The following is a 22,563-nucleotide window of genomic DNA, read 5'->3' as shown; positions in this document are numbered from 1 at the left end:
TTTTCGCACCTGAAGGAACCTTTGGCGGTGTGAGGTGTTGCGCAGGGGCGCCGACGGGCCGTGGCCCTGTGCGCACCGACCCTCCACCCTCCAACCGGGAGAGCCGATGCCCGACCACACCCCCATCCCCATCGACAGCCGCCGCATCGCCGACGACGAGGTCGGCAAGCCGGCGGTCTTCGGCGCCATCCTGTCCGGCCAGCCGCTGGAGATTCACCGCAACATCTTCGAAGGCGACTATAGCCGCTTCCGGTCGGGGGTGTGGCAGTGCACGCCGGGCCTCGTCGCCATGAAGGACTGGCCGTACCACGAGTTCTGCGTCCTGCTGTCGGGCCGGGTCATCATCACGCCGGAGGGCGGGGTCCCGCGGGAATACAAGGCCGGCGACGCGCTGGTGCTGCCGATGGGCTTCACCGGCACCTGGGAAATCCTGGAGACGGTGCGCAAATACTATGCGGTGCAGGCGCGCCAGCCGCTGATGCGTCGGGTGAAGGAGCGGGTGAAAGGCTGGCTGCGGCCCGGCGCCAAGGGCGGTCGGACCACCGATGCGCAGGCCGGGGCCGCGTTCTGACACCTCGCCATCCGCCGGACGCCCGTGTTAGGGTCCGCCCCCGTGCAAGACCCTGACACCGGTGCGTTCCATGACCCAGGCTCCCCGTACCCTCACCGAGATCGCCGCAGCGCTGGGCGCCGTGGTCGAAGGCGACGGCTCCCTCACCATCCGCCGCGCCGTCCACCCGTCGGAAGCGGAGGGGCCGGAGGATCTGGCGCTGGCGATGGACAAGGACCTGATGGCCCTGCTGCCCGGCAGCAAGGCGGTCGCCGCCGTGGTCGCCGAAGGGGTCGAGGTTCCGGACACGATCAAGGGCCGCATCGTGGTGAAGCGTCCGCGCTATGCCATGGCCGGGATGCTCGACATCTTCGAAAAGCCGGTCCATGCCGAACCGGGCGTGTCGCCGCAGGCCTATGTGGCGCCCGACGCCGTGGTGGCGCCCGATGCCTCGATCGCCCCCTTCGCCTATGTCGGTCCGCGCGCCCGCATCGGTGCCGGGGTCATCATCCTGCCGCACGTCACCGTCGGCGCCGACGCGGTGATCGGCGAGGGCTGCCTGCTGCATCCCGGCGCCCGCATCGGCGAACGGGTGGAGATGGGCGCCCGCTGCATCATCCATCCCAATGCCGCGGTCGGCAATGACGGCTTCAGCTTCGTCACGCCGGAGCCGGGCAGCGTCGAATCGGCCAAGACCACCGGCCGCGTCGTCGGCACCAACGTGCTGATCCGCCGGGTGAACTCCATCGGCACGGTGATCCTCGGCGACGATGTCGAAATCGGCGCCGGCGCCACCATCGACCGCGGCACGGTGACGGCCACCCGCATCGGCAACGGCACCAAGATCGACAACCTCGTCCAGATCGGCCACAACGTCCAGGTCGGCACCAACTGCATGCTGTGCGGCCATGTCGGCATCGCCGGCAGCACGGTGATCGGCGACCGCGTGGTGCTGGCCGGCAAGGTCGGCGTCGCCGACCATGTGAAGATCGGCAGCGACGCGGTGGTGGCCGCCAATTCCGGCGTCGGCATGGACATTCCGCCGAAGTCGGTGTGGATGGGCTATCCGGCCGTGCCGCGCGCCCGCGCCTTCGAACAATACAAGGGCCTCGCCCGCCTGAAGCGCCTGTATGCCGACGTCTCCGACCTGAAGAAGCGCCTGACCGCCATCGACGGCGGCCCGGTGAAGGTCGAGGCGGAGCAGCAGGAATAGGGGGAGTTAGACCCCCACCCTAACCCTCCCCCGCTGGGCGGGGGAGGGGACTGCCGCCGAACCCCGACAAAGCTCCTGTCCCCCTCCTCCGCATCGGACGGACCTTCGGTCCGCCGAGAGCGGGGGAGGGTCGGGGTGGGGGCAAGTGATTGCCACTCGAACCACAATCGTTCCCATGACCTCCGGCCAGAACCCCACCCGTGAGTCCATCCTTGGCGGCCCGGCCGTCATCCTGGTGCAGCCGCAGCTCGGCGAGAACATCGGCGCCTGCGCGCGCGCGATGCTGAATTGCGGGCTAACCGACCTCCGCCTCGTCAAGCCGCGCGATGGCTGGCCGAACCCGAAGGCCAGTGCCGCGGCCTCTGGCGCCGATCTCGTCATCGACAACGCGAAGATCTTCGAGACGACGGCCGAGGCGGTCGCCGATCTGGAATCGGTCTTCGCCACCACGGTGCGCACCCGCGACATGATCCAGCGTTTCGTCACCCCGCGCGTCGCGGCGGGCGAGATGCGGGAACGCTATGCCGCCGGGCAGAAGGTCGGCGTGATGTTCGGGCCGGAGCGCACCGGGCTGGTCAACGACGACCTGACCTTCGCCCAGACGCTGGTGACCGTTCCGCTGAACCCGGCCTTCTCCTCGCTCAATCTGGCGCAGGCGGTGCTGCTGATCGGCTACGAGTGGTTCCAGGCCGGCGACCGCACGCCCGACCGCTTCCTGCACACCGGCCAGACCCGCCCGGCGACGATGGCGGAGCGGGTGAACTTCTTCGAACGGCTGGAGGCGGCGCTGGACCGCACCGGCTTCTTCACCAGCGAGGAGAAGCGCCCCTCGATGGTCCGCACGCTCCGCAACGCCTTCGAGCGGATGGAGATGACCGAGCAGGAAGTGCGCACCTTCCACGGCGTCGTCGCCGCCCTGGTCCAGGGCAGCCGGCGGAAAGACGAGAGCTGAGGGACGGGGGCTGCTGAGCGGTCAGCGCCCAACAGTTAGCGCTTGGGGCCCGCCGCCGGCTCCTTCTCCGTTTCCTTGTCCGCCGCGGCGTAGGCGACGCGCCAGACCGTGCCGGAGGCGTCCTCGGCGATCAGCAGGGCGCCGTCGGCGGTCACCGCCAAACCGCTCGGCCGGCCCCAGACCTTCGGTGTCTCGTCGCCCTCGGCGGCGCTTCCGGTGGCGGTGCCGGCGGGGCTGGTCACGCGGAAGCCGGTGACGAAGGTCTCATAGGTGCCGGTCGGCTTGCTCTTGTCGAAGGGCGCGGTGTCGAAGGGCACGAAGGCGACGGCATAGCCGGTGGGGCGGGACCGGTTCCAGGACCCGTGCAGCGAGACGAAGGCGCCCATGCGGTAGCGCTCCGGGAAATGGGTGGCATCGCCGAAGACCAGCCCGATCGGCGCCGAATGCGCCTGGAACAGCAGACCCGGCACCAGCGCCGCCTTCACCAGATCGGGCCGCCGTTCGGCGAGGTCCGGCTGCGGGTTGTCGCCGATGTAGGAATAGGGCCAGCCATAGAAGCCGCCCGGCTTCACCATCGTCAGGAAATCGGGCACCAGCTGGTCGCCCAGCCCGTCGCGCTCGTTCACCACGGCATAGAGGTCGCCGGTGCCGGGCTTGAAGGCGAGGCCGACCGGGTTGCGCAGGCCCGCGGCGTAGGTGCGCTGGCCGCTGCCGTCCATGCGGAATTCCTGGATGGTGGCGCGCGGTTCCGCCTCCACCCCGATGTTCGATTCCGATCCGATGCCGACATAGAAATGCCGTCCGTCGGGGGCCACCGCGATGGAGCGCGTGTTGTGGCCGCTGCGCCGGCCGAAGGCGCCCTCGGCCGTCAGCCGCCGCCGTTCCCCCGCCTGGACGGTCCCGGCGGTCCAGGGCAGGCGCCACACCCCCGCAAGATCGCCGACCAGCACCGCACCGTCATGAAAGGCGAGGCCGAAGGGATGGTCGAAGCCATCGGCCCAGACCTGGGCCATCTCCGCCCGGCCGTCGCCGTCGGCATCGCGCAGCAGCGTCAGGCTGCCCGGCCGCTGCTGCGCCACCAGCACGTCGCCGTTGGGCAGGACCAGCAGGTTGCGGGCATTCTCCACATGGTCGCGGAACAGGGTGACGGTGAAACCGCGCGGGGCGCGCAGCGGCTGGTCCTCGGGACGCGGCACCTGCACCGCCTGGTTGGCGACGGCGGGGGTTGCGTAGGGCTTCGGCAGCGTTTCGATCCGCACATGCACCTCGGCGCCGACCGTCTGCATCGGGTCGGAGCGCACCGGGCCGGTCATCGCCGCCTGGGCCAGGGCGGTGGCCGGCAGCATGGACTGGGCGAGGGCGGAACCGGCGGCCAGCGCGAGCAGGCCGACCAGAAGAGGCTTGAGCGACGGGGCAGGACGGTCGGCCATCGGACGGGCGCTTTCACGGCGAAACGGAGGATCGGATAACGAAGGATCGGACGGGGGATGAGACAAATGTCGGACGTAACTATGGGGACGATGCCGCAGACCGCACGCAAAGGCAGGCGGTGCAAGGGAGGCTGTACCGGAGGGGTCCCCCGCAAGCGCCGGGTGTCGCCAACGCCATCGTTGCACCCATCAAGTTGCTTGCGGTCGCAGCCGGCGCAAGACCATACTCCGACCGATCTAGGCGGAAGGGCCGGCGGGCGGCGATGATTCGGCAATGATGGACAGACACGGGATCGACGCTGCGGTTCTGACGCTATCGCCCACGCGGACCCGCCTGCTGCTGGCCGCCGCCTTCGCCCTGATCGCGCTGATGGGCGCCGGCTTCTGGGGCTATGTCGTCTGGGCCGACCGGGAAGAGACCCTGCGCCACAGCCGGGAGCAGGCCCAATCCACCGCCCGCCTGCTGCAGGAGCATGTGCGGCGAACGGTCGCAACCGCCGACCTCGCCATCGGCCGTACGCAGGATCTGATCCATCACCACGGCATGGCCGGCCTGGACACCAACCGCGAGGCCTGGATCACCATCCGCGACATGGTGGAGAACCTGCCGGAGATCGCGGCGCTGTGGGTGCATGGCCCGACCGGCGACAACATCCTGTCCAGCCGCCAGTTCCCGGCGCCGACCGGCAACGCGTCCAACCGCACCTATTTCCAGGCCCACCGGAACGGTGCCGATTTCCATGTCGGTGAGCGGATCACCGGCCGCCTGACCGGTGCCCAGTCCTTCACCGTCAGCCGGTCCATCCTGCAGGACGGCCGATTCCTGGGCGTCATCCACGCCAACATCGAGATCGATTACTATCGGATGCTGTTCGAGGGGCTGGATCTCGGCCACGGATCGGCGATCGCACTCTACCGCACAGACGGCAAGCCGGTGCTGCGTTTCCCCTCCACCGAACCGCTGGATGGGCCGGAAGGGCCGACGGTGCTGCGCCACGCGGCGGAGGCCGCGACCGAGGTCTTCGAGGTGGACGGGCCGGCGGGCCGGCGCATCCTGTCCTACCAGCGGGTGCCGACCCTGCCGTTGGTCGTCTTCGTCGCCTTGTCGGAGCGGACGGAGCTGGCGCCCTGGCGGGAGCGGACGGTCCGCGGCAGCATCCTGGTCGGGCTGGCGGTGCTGGCCTGCGCCGGGCTGGCCTATGCCGCGCTGCGCAGCCTGGAGCGCGAGGTCGCCGGCCGCCGGGAACTGGCCGATACCAACGCCGAGCTGGACGCCAAGAAGCGCGAGCTGGAGACCGCCAACGAGGCCTTCGCCAGCGCCAACCGCCGGCTGAACCTGATCCTGCATTCGGCGTCCGACAGCATCTGCGGCGTCGACCGCGACGGGCTGATCACCTTCGCCAATCCTGCCACCTCCGCGCTGACCGGCTATGCCAACGAGGAGCTGCTGGGCGGCAATCTACATGCGCTGATCCATTCCCGCCGCGCCGACGGCAGCCATTTCCCGGCGCTGGAATGCCCGGTGACCGAGGTGCTGCTGAGCGGGGAGAGCCGCCGCGGACTGGAGGACACCTATTGGACCAAGGCCGGCACGCCGTTCCTGGTCGAATACACCGCCTCGCCCATGCTGGCCGACGGCAAGGTGGAAGGTGCCGTGGTGGTCTTCCACGAGATCGCCGAGCGCAAGCGGGCGGAGGCGGCGATGCAGCGCGCCCGTCTGGCGGCGGAGGCGGCGAGCCGCGCCAAGAGCGAGTTCCTGGCCAACATGAGCCACGAGATCCGCACGCCGATGAACGCGATCCTCGGGCTGATCCACCTGCTGCAGCAGACGGAGCTGACCGCCCGGCAGGCGGACTATGTGCAGAAGGTGCGGGTTTCGGCGCAATCGCTGCTGGGCATCCTGAACGACATCCTCGACTTCTCCAAGGTGGAGGCCGGCAAGCTGGAGCTTGAGCGGGTCGATTTCCGCCTGGACGACCTCTTGCAGACGCTGGCGGTGATCGTCGGGTCGGCCGCGCAGGAGAAGGACATCGACGTCCTGTTCTCCGTGGCGCCGGACGTGCCGCTGGATCTGATCGGCGATCCGCTGCGCCTTCAGCAAATCCTGATCAACCTGACCGGCAACGCCATCAAGTTTACCGAGGCCGGCGAGGTGGTGGTGTCGGTCCGGGTGCGGTCGCTGAGCGACGCGCGCGCCGTGCTGGACTTCGCCGTGCGCGACACCGGCATCGGCATCGCGCCGGAGCAGCGCGAGCGGCTGTTCCAGGCCTTCAGCCAGGGCGACAGCTCCACCACGCGGCGCTTCGGCGGCACCGGTCTGGGGCTGGCGATCTGCGCGCGGCTGGTCCGGCTGATGAACGGCGCCATGGATGTGGAGAGCGAACCCGGCAAGGGCAGCGTCTTCCGCTTCCAGGCGGAATTCGGCCTCCAGCGCGGCGCGGCGGGACGGCCCGTCCTGCCGTTGCGGCCGGTGCCGCGCGACCTGGCGGTGCTGGTGGTCGACGACAACCCCACCGCGCGCGAAGTGCTGGGCGAGATCGCCACCGCCTTCGGCTGGACCGTCAGCGCCTGCTGCGACGGGCAGTCCGCCATCGCCGAACTGGAGCGCGCCGCCGCCGCCGGCCATGCCTATGACGTGGTGCTGATGGACTGGAAGATGCCGGGGATGGACGGCATCGAGGCGGCGCGCCGCATCCGCGCCGACGCCGAGTCCGGCACGCCGATGATCATCGTCATCAGCGGCTATGGCCGCGAGCGGCTGGGCAGCCGGTTCGAGGAGGCCGGAATCTCCGGTTTCCTGGTGAAGCCGGTCACCGCCTCCACCCTGCTCGACGCCGTCACGGTCGCCTATGCCCAAAGTGGCCAGTCCGACGCCGGTCTCCGCCTGCCGGTCCCGGTCCCGGCGCCTGCCGGGGAACAGAGTGCCGGATCGCCGGGCGGCGGCCTGTGGGGGCCGGTCTGGGATGCCAGCCGGGCGCTGCATGGCCGCCGCCTGCTGCTGGCCGACGACAACGCCATCAGCCGGCAGGTGGCGCGGGAGATCCTCGAACGCGCCGGGGCGAGCGTCACCACGGCCGGCACCGGACGGCAGGCGGTGGAGTCCGTGCGGAGCGCGGAGCAGCCCTTCGACGCCGTGCTGCTGGACGTGCAGATGCCGGACATGGACGGCTTCGCGGCCACGGCGGCGATTCGTGCGCTGCCGGGCGGACGGCAACTGCCGATCATCGCCATGACCGCGAGCGCCCTGCCGGCCGATCGGCAGCGCTGCCTCGACAATGGAATGGACGCCCATGTGCCGAAGCCGCTCGACCTGCCGCAGCTGTTCGCCACGCTGGCCCGCTGGATCGGCCCGCCGCTGGTGGCGGTCCGGCCCTCCACGCCCTGCGGTGCCGGGCCGATCCCGCCCCGGGGGGAAGCCATGCTGACGGCTGCCGGCGCTTCCGCATCGGGCATCGCCGCCGCGTCGCCCGCGCCGGCCGGCCGCCCGACCGGACAAGGGGCCGGCCAAGGGACCAATCTGCCCGATGAGCTGCCGGGCATCGACCTTGCCGACGCGCTCAACCGGCTGGACGGCGACGCCGGCCTGTTCCGCCGCTTCATCGGCCAGTTCGCCGGGAGCTATGGCGATGTCGTCGAACGGATCGCCGGGGCGCTTGAGGGCGGCGACCTGTCGGCGGCGAAATCCATCGCGCATGAATTGAAGAGCGTCGCCGGCAACGTCGGTGCCCGCCGCCTGTCGGAGTCCGCCGATGCGGTGCAGATCGCGGCCCAGCGCGGGGACGCCGCGGCGGTGGCGGCCGAGGTGCCGGTGTTGCGCGCCGAACTGGCGCTGGTGCTGGACAGCGCACGCCGCCTCGCGGCGGAGGGCGTCGGCGGAGAGGCGGCGGACGGAGGGACGGGAGAACCGGCCACGCCCGCCCGGTCGGCGGAAAGCCGGCGGCTTCTGGCCGGGCAACTCCCGCAATTCGCAACTTTGTTGCAGGACAGCAACTTCGCAGCGGCGGAAGAGTTCGCTATGCTGGCGCCGTTGCTGACGGACTGGGTCGAGCCTTCGACGATGAAGGGGCTGTCCGCCGCCATCGACGCTCTGGACTTCACCAAGGCACTTGGGATTGTGCAGCGGATCGCACGCGACCTCGGCCTTTCGTTACCGACGGTCTGAACGCGCCCATGGCCGATCCCCGCCCTAAGATACTGGTGGTTGACGACATCCCGTCCAACGTCCATGTGCTCAGTCGCATCCTGAAGGATGATTACGACATCTATTTCGCCACCGACGGCGAAAAGGCGCTGGATCTGGTCCAGTCGCGGATGCCCGACCTCGTCCTGCTGGACATCATGATGCCGGGGATGGACGGGTTCGAGGTGTGCCGCCGCATCAAGGACGATCCCACCACCCACGATATCCCCGTCATCTTCATCTCCGCCAAGAGCGAGGTGGAGGACGAGACGCGCGGGCTGGAGGTTGGCGCCATCGACTTCATCACCAAGCCGATCAGCCCGCCCATCGTGAAGGCGCGGGTGCGCAACCACCTGCTGCTGAAACGGCAGACCGACCTGCTGCGCAGCCTGTCCTTCCTCGACGGGTTGACCGGCATCGCCAACCGCCGCCGCTTCGACGAGGCGATGGCGCGCGAATGGCGGCGCTGCGCCCGGTCGCACCTGCCGCTGTCGCTCGTCATCCTCGATGTCGACCATTTCAAGGCCTACAACGATCAGTACGGCCATCAGGCCGGCGACGAATGTCTGCGCATCGTGGCCGAGGTGCTGGCGGAGCGGGCAAGGCGGCCGAGCGACCTTGTCGCCCGCTATGGTGGGGAGGAGTTCGTCTGCCTGCTGCCGGAGACGGACGGCCCCGGTGCCACCCGCGTGGCCGAGGGATTCCGGGCCGGCGTCGCCGAGCGCCGCATCCCGCATGCGCAGTCGCCGGTCGCCCCCTTCGTCACCATCAGCCTGGGCGTCGCCACCGTGATCCCGTCCGCCGAGAGCAGCCCTGAAGAGCTGGCGGAGATGGCCGACCAGCTGCTCTACCGCGCCAAGCGCACCGGCCGGAATCGCGTGCAGGACGGCACGGTGCCGGCGCTGTGACCGCCCCGCCTCCTTCATCGCCTTTCCATGACGTCCGCGGTCGCGGTTTCGCCCGCCGCGTGCCGCTGACGGACGCCTGGGATTGGGTCGATGCCCGGGTTGCCCCGCCGCCTGCAAGGACTCTGCCCCTGGCGGAGTGTGCCGGGCTGCGGCTGGCCGATGCGGTCGCGGCGACGGGCGACTGGCCGCCGGCCGACCGGGCGGCGGTGGATGGCTTTGCCGTGGCGGCGGCCGACACGCTGGGGGCCGGCTCCTACAACCCGGTGCCGCTGACGGCTGCAGTGGCGGTGAGCGCCGGCGATCCGCTGCCGCCGGGCTGCGACGCGGTGATCCCGTTCGAGGCGGCGCAGGCCGTCGGCCCCTTCATCGAGGCGATCGACGCGGTGGCGCCCGGCAGCGGGGTGGAGCGGCGCGGCGCCTGGACCGTGGCCGGAAGTCCGCTGCTGCCGGCCGGACGGCGCCTGCGTGCCGGCGATCTCGGCCTGCTCGCCGCCATCGGTCATGGGGCCGGCCATGGGGCCGGTCATGGAATGGTGGCGGTCCTGCCGGCGCCGCAAGTGCGCATCCTGATTGCCGGCGGACCCAAGGCCGGCGCCCCGGAGCAGCTCGGCGCGATGCTGGCGGCGCTGGTCGGGCGCGACGGCGGTGTGGTTGTGGCGGTCGAGGAACTGCCGGCCGACCTCGACGCCCTGGCCGAGGCCTTCGCCCGGCCGGGCGCCGACCTGATCCTGTCGGCCGGACGCACAGGCACCGGTCCCGACGACGTGGCGCCATCCGCCCTGGCGCAGGCCGGCAGCCTCGACCTGCACGGCATTGCCATGCGGCCGGGCGGCAGCGCCGGGCTCGGGCTTGGCGGCGGGCTTGGGGGCGGCGTCCCGGTCCTGCTGCTGCCGGGCGAGCCGATGGCGGCGCTGGCGGCCTATGAGCTGCTGGCCGGACGCGCGGTGCGGCGTGCCGCCGGCTTGCCGGCCGTTCTGCCCCATGCGACGGTCGAGGCGGTGACTGCGCGCAAGCTGGTGTCGGAGATCGGCAGCTTCGACCTGCACCGGGTGCGGCTGGACGATGACGGCAGGGTGGAGCCGGTGGCCTCGCCCGGCTGGCCGGGACTGGCGGCGGCGGCGCGGGCCGACGGCTTCGTCCTGATCGGGGCGGACAGCGAAGGCGTGCCGGACGGCGCTGCAGTCATTATGTATCGTTTCGCCTGATCTTCTTCCGCCCTGATCTTCTTCCGTAAGGGTTTGCCGCGTGCACAGCTCCGACCGCAGCCGTGAGGACATCCGCCGTTTCGTCGCCCAGGCCGCCCGCCAGGACCAGTTCCTGGAGGTGGTCAGCGGGGAGGAGGCGCGTGCCCGTTTCCACCGCCACCTCGACCTGTCGCCGCGGGGGGAGGAGCGGGTGCCGCTGTCCGCAGCTCTCGGCCGCGTGCTGTCCGCCGACGTGGTGGCGGAGGTGGACGTGCCCGGCTTCGACCGCTCGGTGGTCGACGGCTTCGCCGTGCGCGCTGCCGACACGGTGGGCGCGGCGGAGGATCGTCCGGTCGCCCTGCGCCTGAACGACGAGGTGCTGGCGGCCGGCCATGCCCCCGAACTGACGGTGGAGCCCGGCACCGCCACCGTGATCGCCACCGGCGGCATGCTGCCGCGGGGCGCCGACGCCGTGGTGATGGTGGAGACGACCGAGGCGGTGGAGCGGCCCGACGGCCTGTTCGTCACGCTGACCCGCCCGGCGACCCCCGGCGCCTTCGTCGCCGCCGCCGGCTCCGACATCGGCCGGGGCGAGGTGGTGCTGCGCCGGGGCCAGTCGCTCACCTCGCGCGAGATCGGCGTGCTGGCCGCCATCGGACTGGCCGAGGTGCCGGTGGTGCGCCGGCCGCGCGTCGCCATCCTGTCGACCGGCGACGAGATCGTGGCGCCGGGCCAGCCGATCCGCACCGGGGCGGTCTATGACAGCAACGGCGCCATCCTGGCCGCCGCGGTTTCCGAACTGGGCGGCGAGCCGGTGCCGCTGGGCATCGCCCCGGACGAGGACGCGGCGCTGGAACGGCTGGTCGCCCAGGGGCTGGAGTGCGACGCGCTGCTGCTGTCGGGCGGCACGTCTAAGGGGGCGGGAGACCGCTCCCACCGCATCGTCGCGCAGCTGTCCGATCCCGGCATCGTCGCCCATGGCGTGGCGCTGAAGCCGGGCAAGCCGCTGTGCCTCGCGGTGACCGGCGGCAAGCCGGTGGTGATCCTGCCGGGCTTCCCGACCTCGGCCATGTTCACCTTCCACAGCTTCGTGGCGCCGGTGATCCGCGCCATGGCCGGCCTGCCGCCGGCGCTTGCCGAAGAGGTGCCGGCCACCCTGCCGGTGCGGCTGGGGTCGGAACGCGGGCGCACGGAATATGTCATGGTCTCGCTGGTCCATGGGGCCGGTGGGGGCGCCAACGAGGACGAGCTGGTCGCCTATCCGCTGTCCAAGGGATCGGGCGCGGTCACCGCCTTCAGCCATGCCGACGGCTTCCTGGCCATCGACGCCCAGGCGGAGGCGGTGGAGGCCGGCACGCCGGTGTCGGTCCAACTGCTCGGCCGCTCGCTGGCTCCCGCCGACCTGATCGTGGTCGGCAGCCAGTGCATCGGGCTGAACGCCGTGCTCGGCCGGCTGATCGGCGAGGGAATGACGGTCAAGGCGCTGAATGTCGGCTCGATGGGCGGGCTTGCGGCGGCGCGGCGGGGGGAGTGCGACATCGCCCCGGTCCATCTGATGGACCCGGCCACCGGCGCCTACAACACGCCCTTCCTGGCGCCGGGGCTGGACCTCGTCACCGGCTACCGCCGCATGCAGGGCATCGTCTTCCGCCGCGGCGACCCGCGGTTCGAGGGCAGGACGGCGGCGGAGGCGGTGGCCGCGGTCGCCGGTCTGGCCGACTGCATCCTGATCAACCGCAATGCCGGCAGCGGCACCCGCATCCTGACCGACCGGCTGCTGGGGCCGGCGCGGCCGACCGGCTACTGGACGCAGGCCAAGTCGCACAATGCCGTTGCCGTCGCGGTGGCGCAGAACCGCGCCGACTGGGGCGTCGCCATCGAAACCGCGGCGAACCTCTATGGGCTGGGCTTCCTGCCGCTGCAGGAGGAGCATTACGACTTCGTCATTCCCGCCGCCCGCCGCGACCGCCCGGCCGTCCGCCGTTTCGTCGAGGCGCTGGAGACGCCGGAGGTGGCGGAGGCCCTGCGCGCCATGGGGTTCATGCGATAGAGTCTGATCAGATCGTCCGGCAAATCCGAACAAAATGCCCCAGGTCGGGTTTTTTCGTGATCCAACGGTCGGGCGGTTGCGTACCGAAGGTCACGATGCGACATAAAGCCCGGCGAGACTGCCGGTGGGGTGCAGGGCAAAGTGCAGGATTGACGCAGCGGCCTTGAAAAAGGGGGGCGCTGCCGCGAATTCCGGGAATGGATGCCATCCCTGGCTTGTGCGGCGGCCGATGTTCCCCTTGAATGGGACCATGCAGGACCAGCACACCCCCGCGGCCGACACGGCCCCCAGCCTGGAAGCCCTGCTCGTCGCCGTCGGGCGCGAGCGGGACAAACAGGCGTTCGGGGTGCTGTTCGGCCACTTCGCGCCGCGGCTGAAGACGTATCTGCGCCGGTTGGGATGCGATTCCGGTGCGGCGGAAGAGCTTGTTCAGGAGGTCATGCTGTTGGTCTGGCGTCGTGCCGAAACCTACGATCCGAGTCACGCCTCGGCCGGCACCTGGGTGTTCACCATCGCCCGCAACAAGCGAATCGATGTGTTGCGCCGCGAACAGCGGCCGGAGATCGACCCCGACGATCCCGCCCTGGTGCCCGAACCCGACGAGGCCGCCGACCGCCGGATCGAGGCGAAGGAAAGCAGCGGGCGCCTGCGCGCCGCGCTGAAGGACCTGCCGCCGGAACAGGCCGAGCTTCTGCGCATGGCTTATTTCGAAGACAAGCCGCACAGCGTCATTTCCGCGGAGAACGGCATCCCGCTCGGCACCGTCAAATCGCGCCTGCGTCTGGCGATGGAACGCCTGCGCCGGTCGCTGAAGGATGTCGGATGAGGCATTTCCGATGAACCGGCCGAGCCACCACCCCGGCGACACCCTGCTGATCGACTATGCCGGCGGCGCCCTTTGTGAAGGCGCCTCGCTGGCCGTCGCCACCCATATGGCCTTCTGCCCGGCTTGCCGCCACGCGGTGGCGGAGATGGAGGCGATCGGCGGCGCCCTGCTGGACGATCTGGAGCCGGAACCGCTGTCCGACGGCTGCCTGGAAGCGCTGATGGCCCGCCTGGACCACGAGCGGCCGGCGCCCTGCCGCCCGGCGGTAAAGCCGTCGCCTGAGAAGTCGCGCTATCCGGAGCCGTTGCGCAGCTATCTGCGCGGGCGGCTCGACCGCGACGGGCGGATCGGGGAGGGTGGCTGGCGTTTCCTTCAGCCGGGCATGCGCTGCATGGATTTGCTGTCGGGTCCGAACGGGACGACACGGCTGATCCGCATGAAGGGCGGGGTCGGCGTACCGCAGCACACCCATGGCGGGATCGAGCTGACCGTGGTGCTGGAGGGCGGCTTCTCCGACGAGTTCGGCGCGTTTCTGCCCGGCGATCTCGCCATCGGCGACCCGTCGCTGGTCCACCGGCCGGTGTCGGACCCGGAAGGCTGCCTGTGCCTCGCCACCACCATCGGCGGGCTGAGGCTGACGGGGCCGTTGGGGCGGTGGTTCAACCGGTTCGTGAAGTTCTGAGAATTTGCGATTGCTGCTGAGAGGCGCCTGAAGTTTGAAGCGCTTTGCACCGGATTCATCGTGACCGCTTCTCGACCGTCATTCCCGTGAAGGTGGGAATCCAGCCGATGCCGAAGCCTGGACGCGGAGCCGCCTGGATCCCCGCCTTCGCGGGGATCACGGCTGATAAGAGCCTCTGGAAAATCATAAGATTTGAGGGTTGATGGGCGCCGGAGCGCCCATCGCACGCGCCTTATTGAAACGCGATCTTCGCGTTGTCGCCGGGATTGGGCGACTGGCCGGTCAGCTTCGCCTTCACATAGCCATAGGCGTAGACCATGGTGCTCGACGGGCTGTCCCAGTATTCGGCCTGATCGACCGACACCTTCAGCAGCGCCACCTCGGGGTCGTCCGGACCCTTGGGGAACCAGGTGCTCATGATGTCGCGCCACAGGAATCGGATCTTGTCACGGTCGCGCACCACTTCGGCGACGCCGGAGACGGACACGTAATCCTGCTTGTCGGGGTTGGCGTAGGCGAGATTGACGCGCCAGTGGCGGTCGATCTCATCCACCTTTTCGGAATGGGCGCGGGTGAAGAACCATAAGGTTCCGTCTTCGAACCCCGCATGGGACAGCGTCGCCATCGGACGGGAGTTCATCCGGCCGTTGTCGTCCAGCGTCGTCATCATCGCGACCTGGACGCCCTTCATCATTTCCCAGAGCTTCTTCACTTCGCCCTGGTCCGGATTGTGGCCGGCGGTGGTGCTATGGACCATGGTCTGCCTCTCGTTCGGTAGCCCAACGGAGACTGGGGAACGCCCGCCGCGGTCAGAAAGTTCCGACCTGCTGATTCACTCCCCCGACAGACCAGGATCCTGTCCCGGCGTGGTAGTGGTCGATCCGGGTCAGCGACCAGGGGTCGATCCGCAGCCGCAATGCCGCCTCCGGCGTGAGATCCAGCGCCAGCGCCAGCGCGCCCCGGATGCTGCCGGCGTGAATCACCGCAACCAAATCGCGTCCGGCATGGTGATCGGTCAGCCGCCGCAATGCCGCCGCCGTGCGCTCCATCACCGTGGCGAAGCTCTCGCCGCCGGGTGGGGCGTGGCGGGCCGGGTTGCGCCAGAAGCGGGCCGCCGCCTCGGCGTCGCGAAGGGCCGCAGTGTCGTGGCTGATGCCCTCCCACTCGCCGAAATCCTGCTCGGCCAGCGCCGGCTCGACGACGGCGGTGTCGGCGAGGCGTGGGTTGCGGCTCCACAGCGCCTGGGCGGTCTGGCGGCTGCGGCGCAGCGGGCTGGTCAGCCACAGGGCGTCGGCGGGGAGGCTGGCCGCGAGGGACGCCGCGGCGGCACGGTTGCCGGTGTCGGCCTCGCGGTCGCTCGCCCCACAGATCACGTTGTGCGGGTTGTGGACCGGCGCATGGCGGATCAGCCACCAGCGGGTGACGGTCAGGGGGGTGAGGCTCACCGCGCTCATGCAACGGCTCCGATAAACGCCGACAGGGTCAGCAGCACCGCGGCCTCCGCCACCTGCTGCGCGGCGCCGAAGACGTCGCCGGTGTGCCCGCCGATCTGCCGCCGGCCCAGCATCGCCACCGCGATCACCGCCAGAAGCGAGGCCGCCAATGCCGGCAAGGCCAGCCCGCCGAGGGCAGCCGCCGCAATCGCGATACCGGACGCGAGCGCCAGCAGCACCGTCGCCATCGCCGGCCGGCCCTGTGCCGCCGCCAGCCCGTCGCGCCGCGCCGGCGACAGGACGCGCGCCATCGCCGCCAGCCCGCAGCGCGACAGGGCGCCGGCCGCCACCAGCCCTGCTACCGCCGCCGGCACCGGCAGGGCGGCCAGCGCCGCCGCACGGATGCCGATGGAGAAGATGAGCGCCAGCACACCATAGCTGCCGACCCGGCTGTCGCGCATGATCTCCAGCTTGCGCGCCACGTCGCGCCCGCCGCCGAAGCCGTCGGCGACGTCGGCTGCACCATCCTCGTGCAGCCCGCCGGTCAGCCGCACCGTCGCCGCCAGCGCCAGCAGCGCACCGGCAAGCGGCGGCAGATGCAGCGCAGCGGCAGCGGCGAACACCGCTCCGCCGGCCAGCCCGACCAGCGCGCCGACCAGCGGAAACCACCCCATCGCCCGCGCCGGCGCGCCCTCGGCCAGCGGGCCGTTGAGCGGACCCAGGGGCGGGAAGGGCAGGCGGGTCAGGAACACCAGCGCCAGGGCGGCGTCCTGGGTCCAACTGGGCGGAGGGGGAGGGGCGGTGGTCGCGTCACGCATGATCGGCATCGACTACGCCCAACCGGCGTCCGGCGCAACCCTGCTCGGCGGGTGGTTCCGCACCGTTCGTACAGGTCCGGTTCCTTGACCAAAACACTCGGTCCGCCTACTTTGTCCGTTTGAACTCCCCCTACCAGCATCGAGCACCCATGGCCCGTCTTCCGATCCTCGTCGCCCCGCATCCGATCCTGAAGCGCAAGGCGCAACCCGTCGCCGAAGTGGATGCGCGCGTCGTCAAGCTGATGGACGACATGGTTGAGACCATGTACGACGCCAACGGCATCGGTCTGGCCGCTCCGCAGGTCGGCGTGCTCGACCGCGTCATCGTCGTCGACGTCCACGAGAAGGGCGAACCGGCGAACCCGATGCGCCTCGCCAACCCGGAAATCGTCTGGTCGTCCGACGAGAAGTCGGTGTGCGAGGAAGGCTGCCTGTCGGTGCCGGAGCAGTATGCCGAGGTCACCCGTCCCCAGCGCATCCGCGTCCGCTATCTGGACGAAAAGAACCAGCAGCAGGAGATCGAGGCCGACGGCATGCTCGCCACCTGCATCCAGCATGAGATCGACCATCTGAACGGCGTTCTGTTCGTCGATTACCTGTCGATGCTGAAGCGGAACATTCTGCTGAAGAAGGTCCAGAAGATGCAGAAGGCGACGGCCTGACCGGCCCAAAAACAGAACTGCGATTTGATCCGATGACCCCGCTCCGTCTCGTCTTCATGGGCACGCCGGATTTCGCCGTGCCCAGCCTTGCCGCGCTGATCGAGGCGGGGCATCAGGTCGTCTGCGCCTACAGCCAGCCGCCGCGCCCGGCCGGCCGTGGCCAGCAGGTGCAGAAGTCACCCGTCCACCGCTTCGCCGAGGAGCACGGCATCCCCGTCCGCACGCCCAAGAGCCTGCGCAATGCCGAGGCCCAGGCGGAGTTTGCGGCCCTTGAGGCCGATGCGGCGGTGGTCGCCGCCTATGGCCTGATCCTGCCGCAGCCGATCCTGGACGCGCCGCGGCTGGGCTGCGTCAACGTGCATGGCTCGCTGCTGCCGCGCTGGCGCGGGGCGGCGCCGATCCAGCGCTCCATCCTGGCCGGCGATGCCGAGACCGGGATCACCATCATGCAGATGGACATCGGGCTCGACACCGGGGCCATGTTGTCGAAAGAGGCGGTGGCGATCACCCCCGCCACCACCGCCAGCAGCCTGCATGACGAACTGGCGGCGCTCGGCGCCCGCATGATCGTCCCGGCGCTGAAGGGGCTCGCCGCGGGCACGCTGGCCGCCGTGCCGCAGCCGGAAGAGGGCGTCACCTACGCCGCCAAGTTGACGCGCGAGGATGGCCGGCTCGACTGGACCAAGTCCGCCGCTTATGTCGAGCGGCAGGTCCGGGCGCTGACGCCGTGGCCCGGCTGCTGGTTCGATGCCGCGAATGGCGAGCGCATCAAGGTGCTGGCGGCAGAACCCGCGACCGGCACCGGCACGCCCGGCACCTTGCTGGACGATCGGCTGACGGTCGCCTGCGCCGACGGGGCGGTGCGGCTGGTCAAGGTGCAGCGGCCGGGCAAGGCGCCGGTGGATGGCGCCGCCTTCCTGCGCGGCTTCGCGCTGGCGGTCGGGCAGCCGGTCTCCGCCGAAGCTGTTGCGGACTGACCGCCGTGCAGCGCTGGAAACTGACTGTCGAGTATGACGGCCGCCCCTTCGTCGGCTGGCAACGCCAGGACAACGGCCCCTCCGTCCAGCAGAGCCTGGAGGAGGCGGTGCAGCGCCTGTCGGGCGAGGTGGTGCGCGTCCATGGCTCCGGCCGCACCGACGCCGGTGTGCATGCGCTGGGACAGGTCTGCCATTTCGACCTGGAGAAGCCCTTCACCGGCCTGAAGCTGCGCGACGCCCTGAACTTCCACCTGAAACCGGCCCCCATTGCGGTGCTGGAGGTGGAGGCGGTTGCTGAGGACTTCCACGCCCGGCTGACCTCGACCGGCCGCGCCTATATCTATCGCATCGTCAACCGCCGGGCGCCGCTGGCGCTCGACGCCGGCCGGGCGTGGCACGTCACCCGCCCGCTGGATGCGGAGGCGATGCACGCGGCGGCGCAAGTGCTGGTCGGTCAGCATGATTTCACCAGCTTCCGCGCCGCGCTGTGTCAGGCGAAGTCGCCGGTGAAGACGCTCGACCGCCTGGATGTGGAGCGGCAGGGCGAGGAAATCCGCGTCCATGCCGCCGCGCGCTCCTTCCTGCACCATCAGGTCCGCAACATGGTGGGCACGCTGGAACTGGTCGGTGCCGGCAAATGGACCCCCGCCGACGTGCGTCGCGCGCTGGAAGCCCGCGACCGCGCCAAGGCCGGGCCGACCTGCCCGCCGGACGGGCTGTATTTCATGGCGGCGCGTTACTAAAGACATAGTAACTACGACCTAGAAATACTGAAAAAAGCTATCGCAGGATTTGCAGCAAAATTGTTCCCACTGAGCAGGGACTGATATATGAAATCCTTCTGAAAACGCTTTGATTTTGAGGTGCGTCCTCTTGGCGTCCTTGCTGAAAATAGCCGAGAATTAGCTTTTGCTTTTCCGGAAAATTGAGGGCTTGGATTGAGTATGATTTGCCAGGGGTGACGGCATCTGCAGGCGGATGTGGAAGGAAGATCTGCAAGAATGTCATTTTGCAACCCTCGGATCAGTGTCTTGCTGCTTTCGGTTGCCAAACCTGAAGTTCGCAAGCTCAAGGATTTGGGGGGTGGCGCCAAGCAAAGCGCTTGCCCCGCCGATGTCCGATCGCCGACCTGGATCGGATGATGCAGCCGCCATCAAGTAGGCTCCATCCTCAGCCGCCGCGATCACGGCGGCTGAGGACCTGGCTCATCCTGCTGGTTACGGCCGTGGCCGTGCCCCTCGTCCTTTTTTCGGGGTTCCTGCTCGTTCGGAACGTGACGGCCCAAGTCAGGGAAACCGAGCGGCTGGTCCGTGACAGGGCGCGCCTGCTGGCCGAGGACATTGACCGGGAGGTGGCGCGGCTCGTCGCCGCAGCCGAGGTCCTTGCCACCTCCGAAAGTCTGGCGGTGGGCGATTTTGCCACCTTCCACCGGAGCGCCGCCGCAGTGAGGGACCGCCTCGGCACCAACGTGGTCCTGCGCGACCTGGCAAACCAGCAGATCGTCAACAGCCGCGTGCCCTGGGGAACGCCCCTGCCCGCGAACTCCGGCCTGGTCGCCGACCAGCGGGCGATCGCGACGCGGAAGCCGCAGGTGTCCGGCCTGATCATGGGCGGTGTGACGCGTGCACCGCTGCTGATCGTCGTGGTGCCGGTGATCCGTGACGGGGATGTCCGCCTTCTGTTGAGCCTGACCATCACCCAGGAGCGGCTCCAGACGATCGTCGCTCCCGAGCGCCTTCCCGGCGGCTGGCGGGCTGGGGTGGTCGACGAGGACGGAACCGTCATCGCCCGCTCGCATCAGGCCGAACGATTCGTCGGCCAGTCGCTGCCGGCGGATATGTGGGCCGGGATGCGCGACGCGCCGGAGGGGATTCATCGCGCGATCAATCTGGAAGGGGTGTCCACCTATCAGTCCTACAGCCGCTCCGCGACGGCCGGCTGGGTGGTCGCCACCAGCGTTCCCGAATCGCTGTTGGCGGCGCCTGCGCGTGAGACGCTGCTGCTGTTCGTCGGTGGCGGGCTCGTCCTCTTCCTGATCGGCATCGCCGCCGCCATTGGATTGGGGCGCCGCCTGATGCGCCCGGTGGCGCAACTGGCCGAGGCTGCGGAAGCATTGGCGGCAGGGCGTCTGCCGCCTGCCGACGCCGGAGGCGTTCTGGAGATCGACGCGGTCGTCAAAGCGATCCGGAATGCGGCGGGCCTGATCCAGCAGCGCGAAGCGGATTTGGCCGAGAGCGAGGCCCGACACCGCGCGATGGTCCAGACCGCGGCGGACGCCATGGTGGTCGTCGACGACGCCGGCATCATCCAGTCGTTCAACCCGGCGGCGGAGGGCATCTTCGGCTATCAGGCGGAGGAAGCGATCGGGCGGACCGTCAGAATTCTGATGCCGGAACCGTGCCACTCCGCGGGCGATGTCGACGTCGTTGCCTGCCTGTCGACGGCCGAGTGGCGGGGCCATGGGACCGGCCGCGACCTGATGGGGCGGCGCAAGGACGGCACGACATTCCCGATCGAACTGGCCATCGCCGAATGGACCTCCGGCAAGCGGCGCTATTTCAGCGGAATCATCCGCGACATCACCGAACGCAAGTCTGCCGAGGATGCCCTGCGCGCGTCGAAGGCCGAAGCGGACCGCGCCAATGTCGCCAAGTCGAAGTTCCTCGCCGCCGCCAGCCATGATCTGCGCCAGCCGGTCCAGGCCATGATGCTGTTCCAGAGCGCGTTGGCGGAGCGGCTCGACGGACATCCGGCCTCCCGCCTGCTGAAGCCGCTGGGCGAGGCGATGGGAGGCTTGCGGATGCTGCTCGACAGCCTGCTCGACGTGTCCAGGCTCGATGCCGGACTGATCGTGCCGACGCCGGTGGATATGCCGGTCGGGCTGCTCCTGGAGCGGCTTGGCGCCGAATACCAGCCCCAGGCCGCGGCCAAGGGGCTGCGCCTGCGGGTTGTCCCCAGCGGTGCGACCATCCGCAGCGACCCGGCATTGCTGGAGCGCATCCTGCGCAACCTCATCGAGAACGCATTGCGCTATACGGAACGTGGCGGTGTGCTGATCGGATGCCGGCGGCAGGGCGGCAACCTGCATATCGACGTGATCGATACCGGCATCGGCATCCAACCCGACAAGCATGAGGAGATCTTCGAGGAGTTCTTCCAGGTCGGCAATCCGGAGCGCGACCGCAACAAGGGCCTGGGGCTGGGATTGGCGGTGGTACGACGCCTCGCCCGGCTGCTCGGTCACCGGATCGAACTCCGCTCGTTGCCGGGGGGCGGCTCGATGTTCCGCGTCGAGGTGCCGGTGGTGGCTCTGCCTTCGTCCGGCTCCGGCAAGCCGAACAATGTGCACCCTGTGAATGGGCATCCAGTGAATGGGCATCCCAGCCTGATCCTGGTGATCGATGACGAGCCTCTGGTGCGGAAGGGACTGCAGGCGATGCTGGAGAGCTGGGGCTATCGGGTGCTGACCGCCGGTTCCATCCAGGATGCCGTCCTGCTTGTCGAGAGCGGCAAATGGCCGGACGCCATCCTCGCCGATTACCGGCTGCGGAGCGGCGAAACCGGCCTGAATGCGATCAAGGCGGTGTGCGAACGCCTGGATGTGCCGGTGCCCGCAACGGTCATCACCGGCGATACCGCGCCTGAACGCCTGGTCGAGGTGCGGGCCGGCGGGCATGCGCTGCTCCACAAGCCGGTCGCGGCCACCGATCTGCGGAACGCCGTCGTGGAGATGTTGTCCGTCGTGGAGTAACGCCCGTCTGTGCACCGATGGGGGTCATGGGGCTCCCGGTGGCTGCGGCTGACAGCCGGTGCGCCCCGCCAGCCGCTCTTTCTCCGCGGTGAACACCGTCACCAGATGCTCGATCACCGCCCGCACCCGCGGCACCTCGCGGCGGTCGCGGTGGACCAGCAGCCAGGCCTCGCGGGTTAATGGTGGGCCGGACAGCGGGCGGCGCTCCAGCCCCGGCACGCCTTCCGCCAGCATGCAGGGCAGGAAGGCGGTGCCGAAGCCGGCGACTGCTGCTGCAAGCTGCCCCTGCACGCTGTTGGAGCGGAAGGCGACGCGCCGGCCGCCGCCATGGCGGTCCAGCCACAGCGCCTCCGGCAGTTCGGCCATCGACTCGTCATAGGCGATCAGCGTGTCGGGCGCGTCCGGTGCGGCGTAGAGCCCATAGCCCAGCGTCGCCAGCCGCCGCCCGACCAGATCGCCGCGCTGCGGCCGGGCCAGCCGGATCGCCAGATCGGCCTCCCGCCGGGCGAGGCTGAGGGTGCGGTTGTCGACGATGATCTCCAGGTTCAGCGCCGGGTTTGCCGCACGCAGCGGCCCCAGGCGGGGGATCAGGAAGACGTCGGCCAGCGCCTGGGTCATCGTCAGCCGGACGGTGCCGCTGAGGCCGCCGTCGTCGCCCTCGCGGCGGCGGATCGCCTGCGCCCGCTCGTCCATCGCCTCGGCCAGGGCGCGGACGCTCTCACCCTCCGTCGTCAGGACATAGCCGTCGGGGCGGCGCTCCATCAGGCTGCGGCCGAGCGTCGCTTCCAACGCAGCCAGCCGGCGCCCGACCGTGGCGTGGCTCAGCCGCAGACCGCGTGCCGCCGCCGACAGGCTGCCGGCGCGGGCCAGTTCCAGGAAGACGCGCAAATCGTCCCAATCGAGCGGGCCTGTGAATTTTTGAACAGTCATCGTGCAAGGATAGCGGA

At 69.9% G+C, this 22,563-nt stretch carries 18 protein-coding genes; 13 read left to right on the top strand and 5 right to left on the bottom strand.

Annotated elements, in window-relative coordinates; translation table 11 throughout:
• The first annotated feature begins 106 nt into the window (after window positions 1–106).
• The 3 genes from ACCD06_RS14495 (at window position 107) to ACCD06_RS14485 (ending at window position 2,715) form a co-directional block, all read left to right on the top strand.
• Window positions 107–571 carry a cupin domain-containing protein gene (locus ACCD06_RS14495; protein ID WP_109154454.1) on the top strand — a complete coding sequence of 155 codons (465 nt, stop codon included), beginning with the start codon at window positions 107–109 and terminating at the stop codon, window positions 569–571.
• Window positions 572–641: 70 nt separating this feature from the next.
• Entirely contained in the window at window positions 642–1,763 is a 1,122-nt protein-coding gene (gene lpxD, locus ACCD06_RS14490) for a UDP-3-O-(3-hydroxymyristoyl)glucosamine N-acyltransferase (protein WP_413341434.1), read from the top strand.
• A 175-nt stretch (window positions 1,764–1,938) separates the two neighbouring features.
• Window positions 1,939–2,715 carry an RNA methyltransferase gene (locus ACCD06_RS14485; protein WP_413341432.1) on the top strand — a complete coding sequence of 259 codons (777 nt, stop codon included), beginning with the start codon at window positions 1,939–1,941 and terminating at the stop codon, window positions 2,713–2,715.
• Between the two features lie 35 nt (window positions 2,716–2,750).
• On the opposite strand, the gene ACCD06_RS14480 is transcribed toward ACCD06_RS14485, so the two are convergent.
• Window positions 2,751–4,145, bottom strand: coding sequence for a PQQ-dependent sugar dehydrogenase (locus ACCD06_RS14480; protein WP_413341430.1), 1,395 nt, complete (start codon window positions 4,143–4,145; stop codon window positions 2,751–2,753).
• A 274-nt stretch (window positions 4,146–4,419) separates the two neighbouring features.
• Here ACCD06_RS14480 and ACCD06_RS14475 point away from each other — a divergent pair, with 274 nt between their 5' ends.
• From ACCD06_RS14475 to ACCD06_RS14450, 6 genes are all read left to right on the top strand, one after another.
• Window positions 4,420–8,307, top strand: a complete 3,888-nt coding sequence (locus tag ACCD06_RS14475) for a response regulator (RefSeq protein WP_413341428.1) — start codon at window positions 4,420–4,422, stop codon at window positions 8,305–8,307.
• Window positions 8,308–8,342: 35 nt separating this feature from the next.
• Window positions 8,343–9,233 (top strand): diguanylate cyclase domain-containing protein, encoded by an 891-nt coding sequence (locus tag ACCD06_RS14470; protein ID WP_413341426.1) that lies wholly within the window; start codon window positions 8,343–8,345, stop codon window positions 9,231–9,233.
• A 59-nt stretch (window positions 9,234–9,292) separates the two neighbouring features.
• Entirely contained in the window at window positions 9,293–10,438 is a 1,146-nt protein-coding gene (locus tag ACCD06_RS14465; protein ID WP_413341424.1) for a molybdopterin-binding protein, read from the top strand.
• A 40-nt stretch (window positions 10,439–10,478) separates the two neighbouring features.
• Window positions 10,479–12,467: a molybdopterin biosynthesis protein gene (locus tag ACCD06_RS14460; RefSeq protein ID WP_413341422.1), complete on the top strand. Its 1,989-nt coding sequence runs from the start codon at window positions 10,479–10,481 to the stop codon at window positions 12,465–12,467.
• 250 nt (window positions 12,468–12,717) lie between these two features.
• On the top strand, window positions 12,718–13,293 hold the full coding sequence (locus tag ACCD06_RS14455; RefSeq protein WP_413341420.1) for a sigma-70 family RNA polymerase sigma factor: 576 nt from the start codon (window positions 12,718–12,720) through the stop codon (window positions 13,291–13,293).
• Between the two features lie 10 nt (window positions 13,294–13,303).
• Window positions 13,304–13,975: a ChrR family anti-sigma-E factor gene (locus ACCD06_RS14450; RefSeq protein ID WP_247871500.1), complete on the top strand. Its 672-nt coding sequence runs from the start codon at window positions 13,304–13,306 to the stop codon at window positions 13,973–13,975.
• 232 nt (window positions 13,976–14,207) lie between these two features.
• On the opposite strand, the gene ACCD06_RS14445 is transcribed toward ACCD06_RS14450, so the two are convergent.
• The 3 genes from ACCD06_RS14445 to cobS are packed head-to-tail and all read right to left on the bottom strand — an operon-like array spanning window position 14,208 to window position 16,226.
• Window positions 14,208–14,732, bottom strand: a complete 525-nt coding sequence (locus ACCD06_RS14445) for a pyridoxamine 5'-phosphate oxidase family protein (RefSeq protein ID WP_109157001.1) — start codon at window positions 14,730–14,732, stop codon at window positions 14,208–14,210.
• 52 nt (window positions 14,733–14,784) lie between these two features.
• Entirely contained in the window at window positions 14,785–15,429 is a 645-nt protein-coding gene (locus ACCD06_RS14440; protein ID WP_109157002.1) for a histidine phosphatase family protein, read from the bottom strand.
• Entirely contained in the window at window positions 15,426–16,226 is an 801-nt protein-coding gene (gene cobS / locus ACCD06_RS14435; protein ID WP_413341417.1) for an adenosylcobinamide-GDP ribazoletransferase, read from the bottom strand. Before cobS ends, ACCD06_RS14440 begins: the two co-directional genes overlap by 4 nt.
• 149 nt (window positions 16,227–16,375) lie before the next feature.
• On the opposite strand from cobS, the gene def reads away from it, so the two are divergent.
• The 4 genes from def (at window position 16,376) to ACCD06_RS14415 (ending at window position 21,616) form a co-directional block, all read left to right on the top strand.
• Window positions 16,376–16,888 (top strand): peptide deformylase, encoded by a 513-nt coding sequence (def, locus tag ACCD06_RS14430; protein ID WP_109157004.1) that lies wholly within the window; start codon window positions 16,376–16,378, stop codon window positions 16,886–16,888.
• Between the two features lie 32 nt (window positions 16,889–16,920).
• Window positions 16,921–17,865 (top strand): methionyl-tRNA formyltransferase, encoded by a 945-nt coding sequence (fmt, locus tag ACCD06_RS14425; RefSeq protein ID WP_109157005.1) that lies wholly within the window; start codon window positions 16,921–16,923, stop codon window positions 17,863–17,865.
• Between the two features lie 5 nt (window positions 17,866–17,870).
• Window positions 17,871–18,608, top strand: a complete 738-nt coding sequence (gene truA, locus ACCD06_RS14420) for a tRNA pseudouridine(38-40) synthase TruA (RefSeq protein ID WP_109157006.1) — start codon at window positions 17,871–17,873, stop codon at window positions 18,606–18,608.
• 530 nt (window positions 18,609–19,138) lie between these two features.
• Window positions 19,139–21,616: a PAS domain S-box protein gene (locus ACCD06_RS14415; RefSeq protein ID WP_413341414.1), complete on the top strand. Its 2,478-nt coding sequence runs from the start codon at window positions 19,139–19,141 to the stop codon at window positions 21,614–21,616.
• A 24-nt stretch (window positions 21,617–21,640) separates the two neighbouring features.
• On the opposite strand, the gene ACCD06_RS14410 is transcribed toward ACCD06_RS14415, so the two are convergent.
• Window positions 21,641–22,546: a LysR family transcriptional regulator gene (locus tag ACCD06_RS14410; RefSeq protein WP_413341412.1), complete on the bottom strand. Its 906-nt coding sequence runs from the start codon at window positions 22,544–22,546 to the stop codon at window positions 21,641–21,643.
• Window positions 22,547–22,563: the final 17 nt, after the last annotated feature.

Source organism: Azospirillum sp. CT11-132 (assembly GCF_047302835.1).
Classification (GTDB): Bacteria; Pseudomonadota; Alphaproteobacteria; order Azospirillales; family Azospirillaceae; genus Azospirillum.
This window is presented reverse-complemented; position numbering and strand designations above follow the sequence as displayed.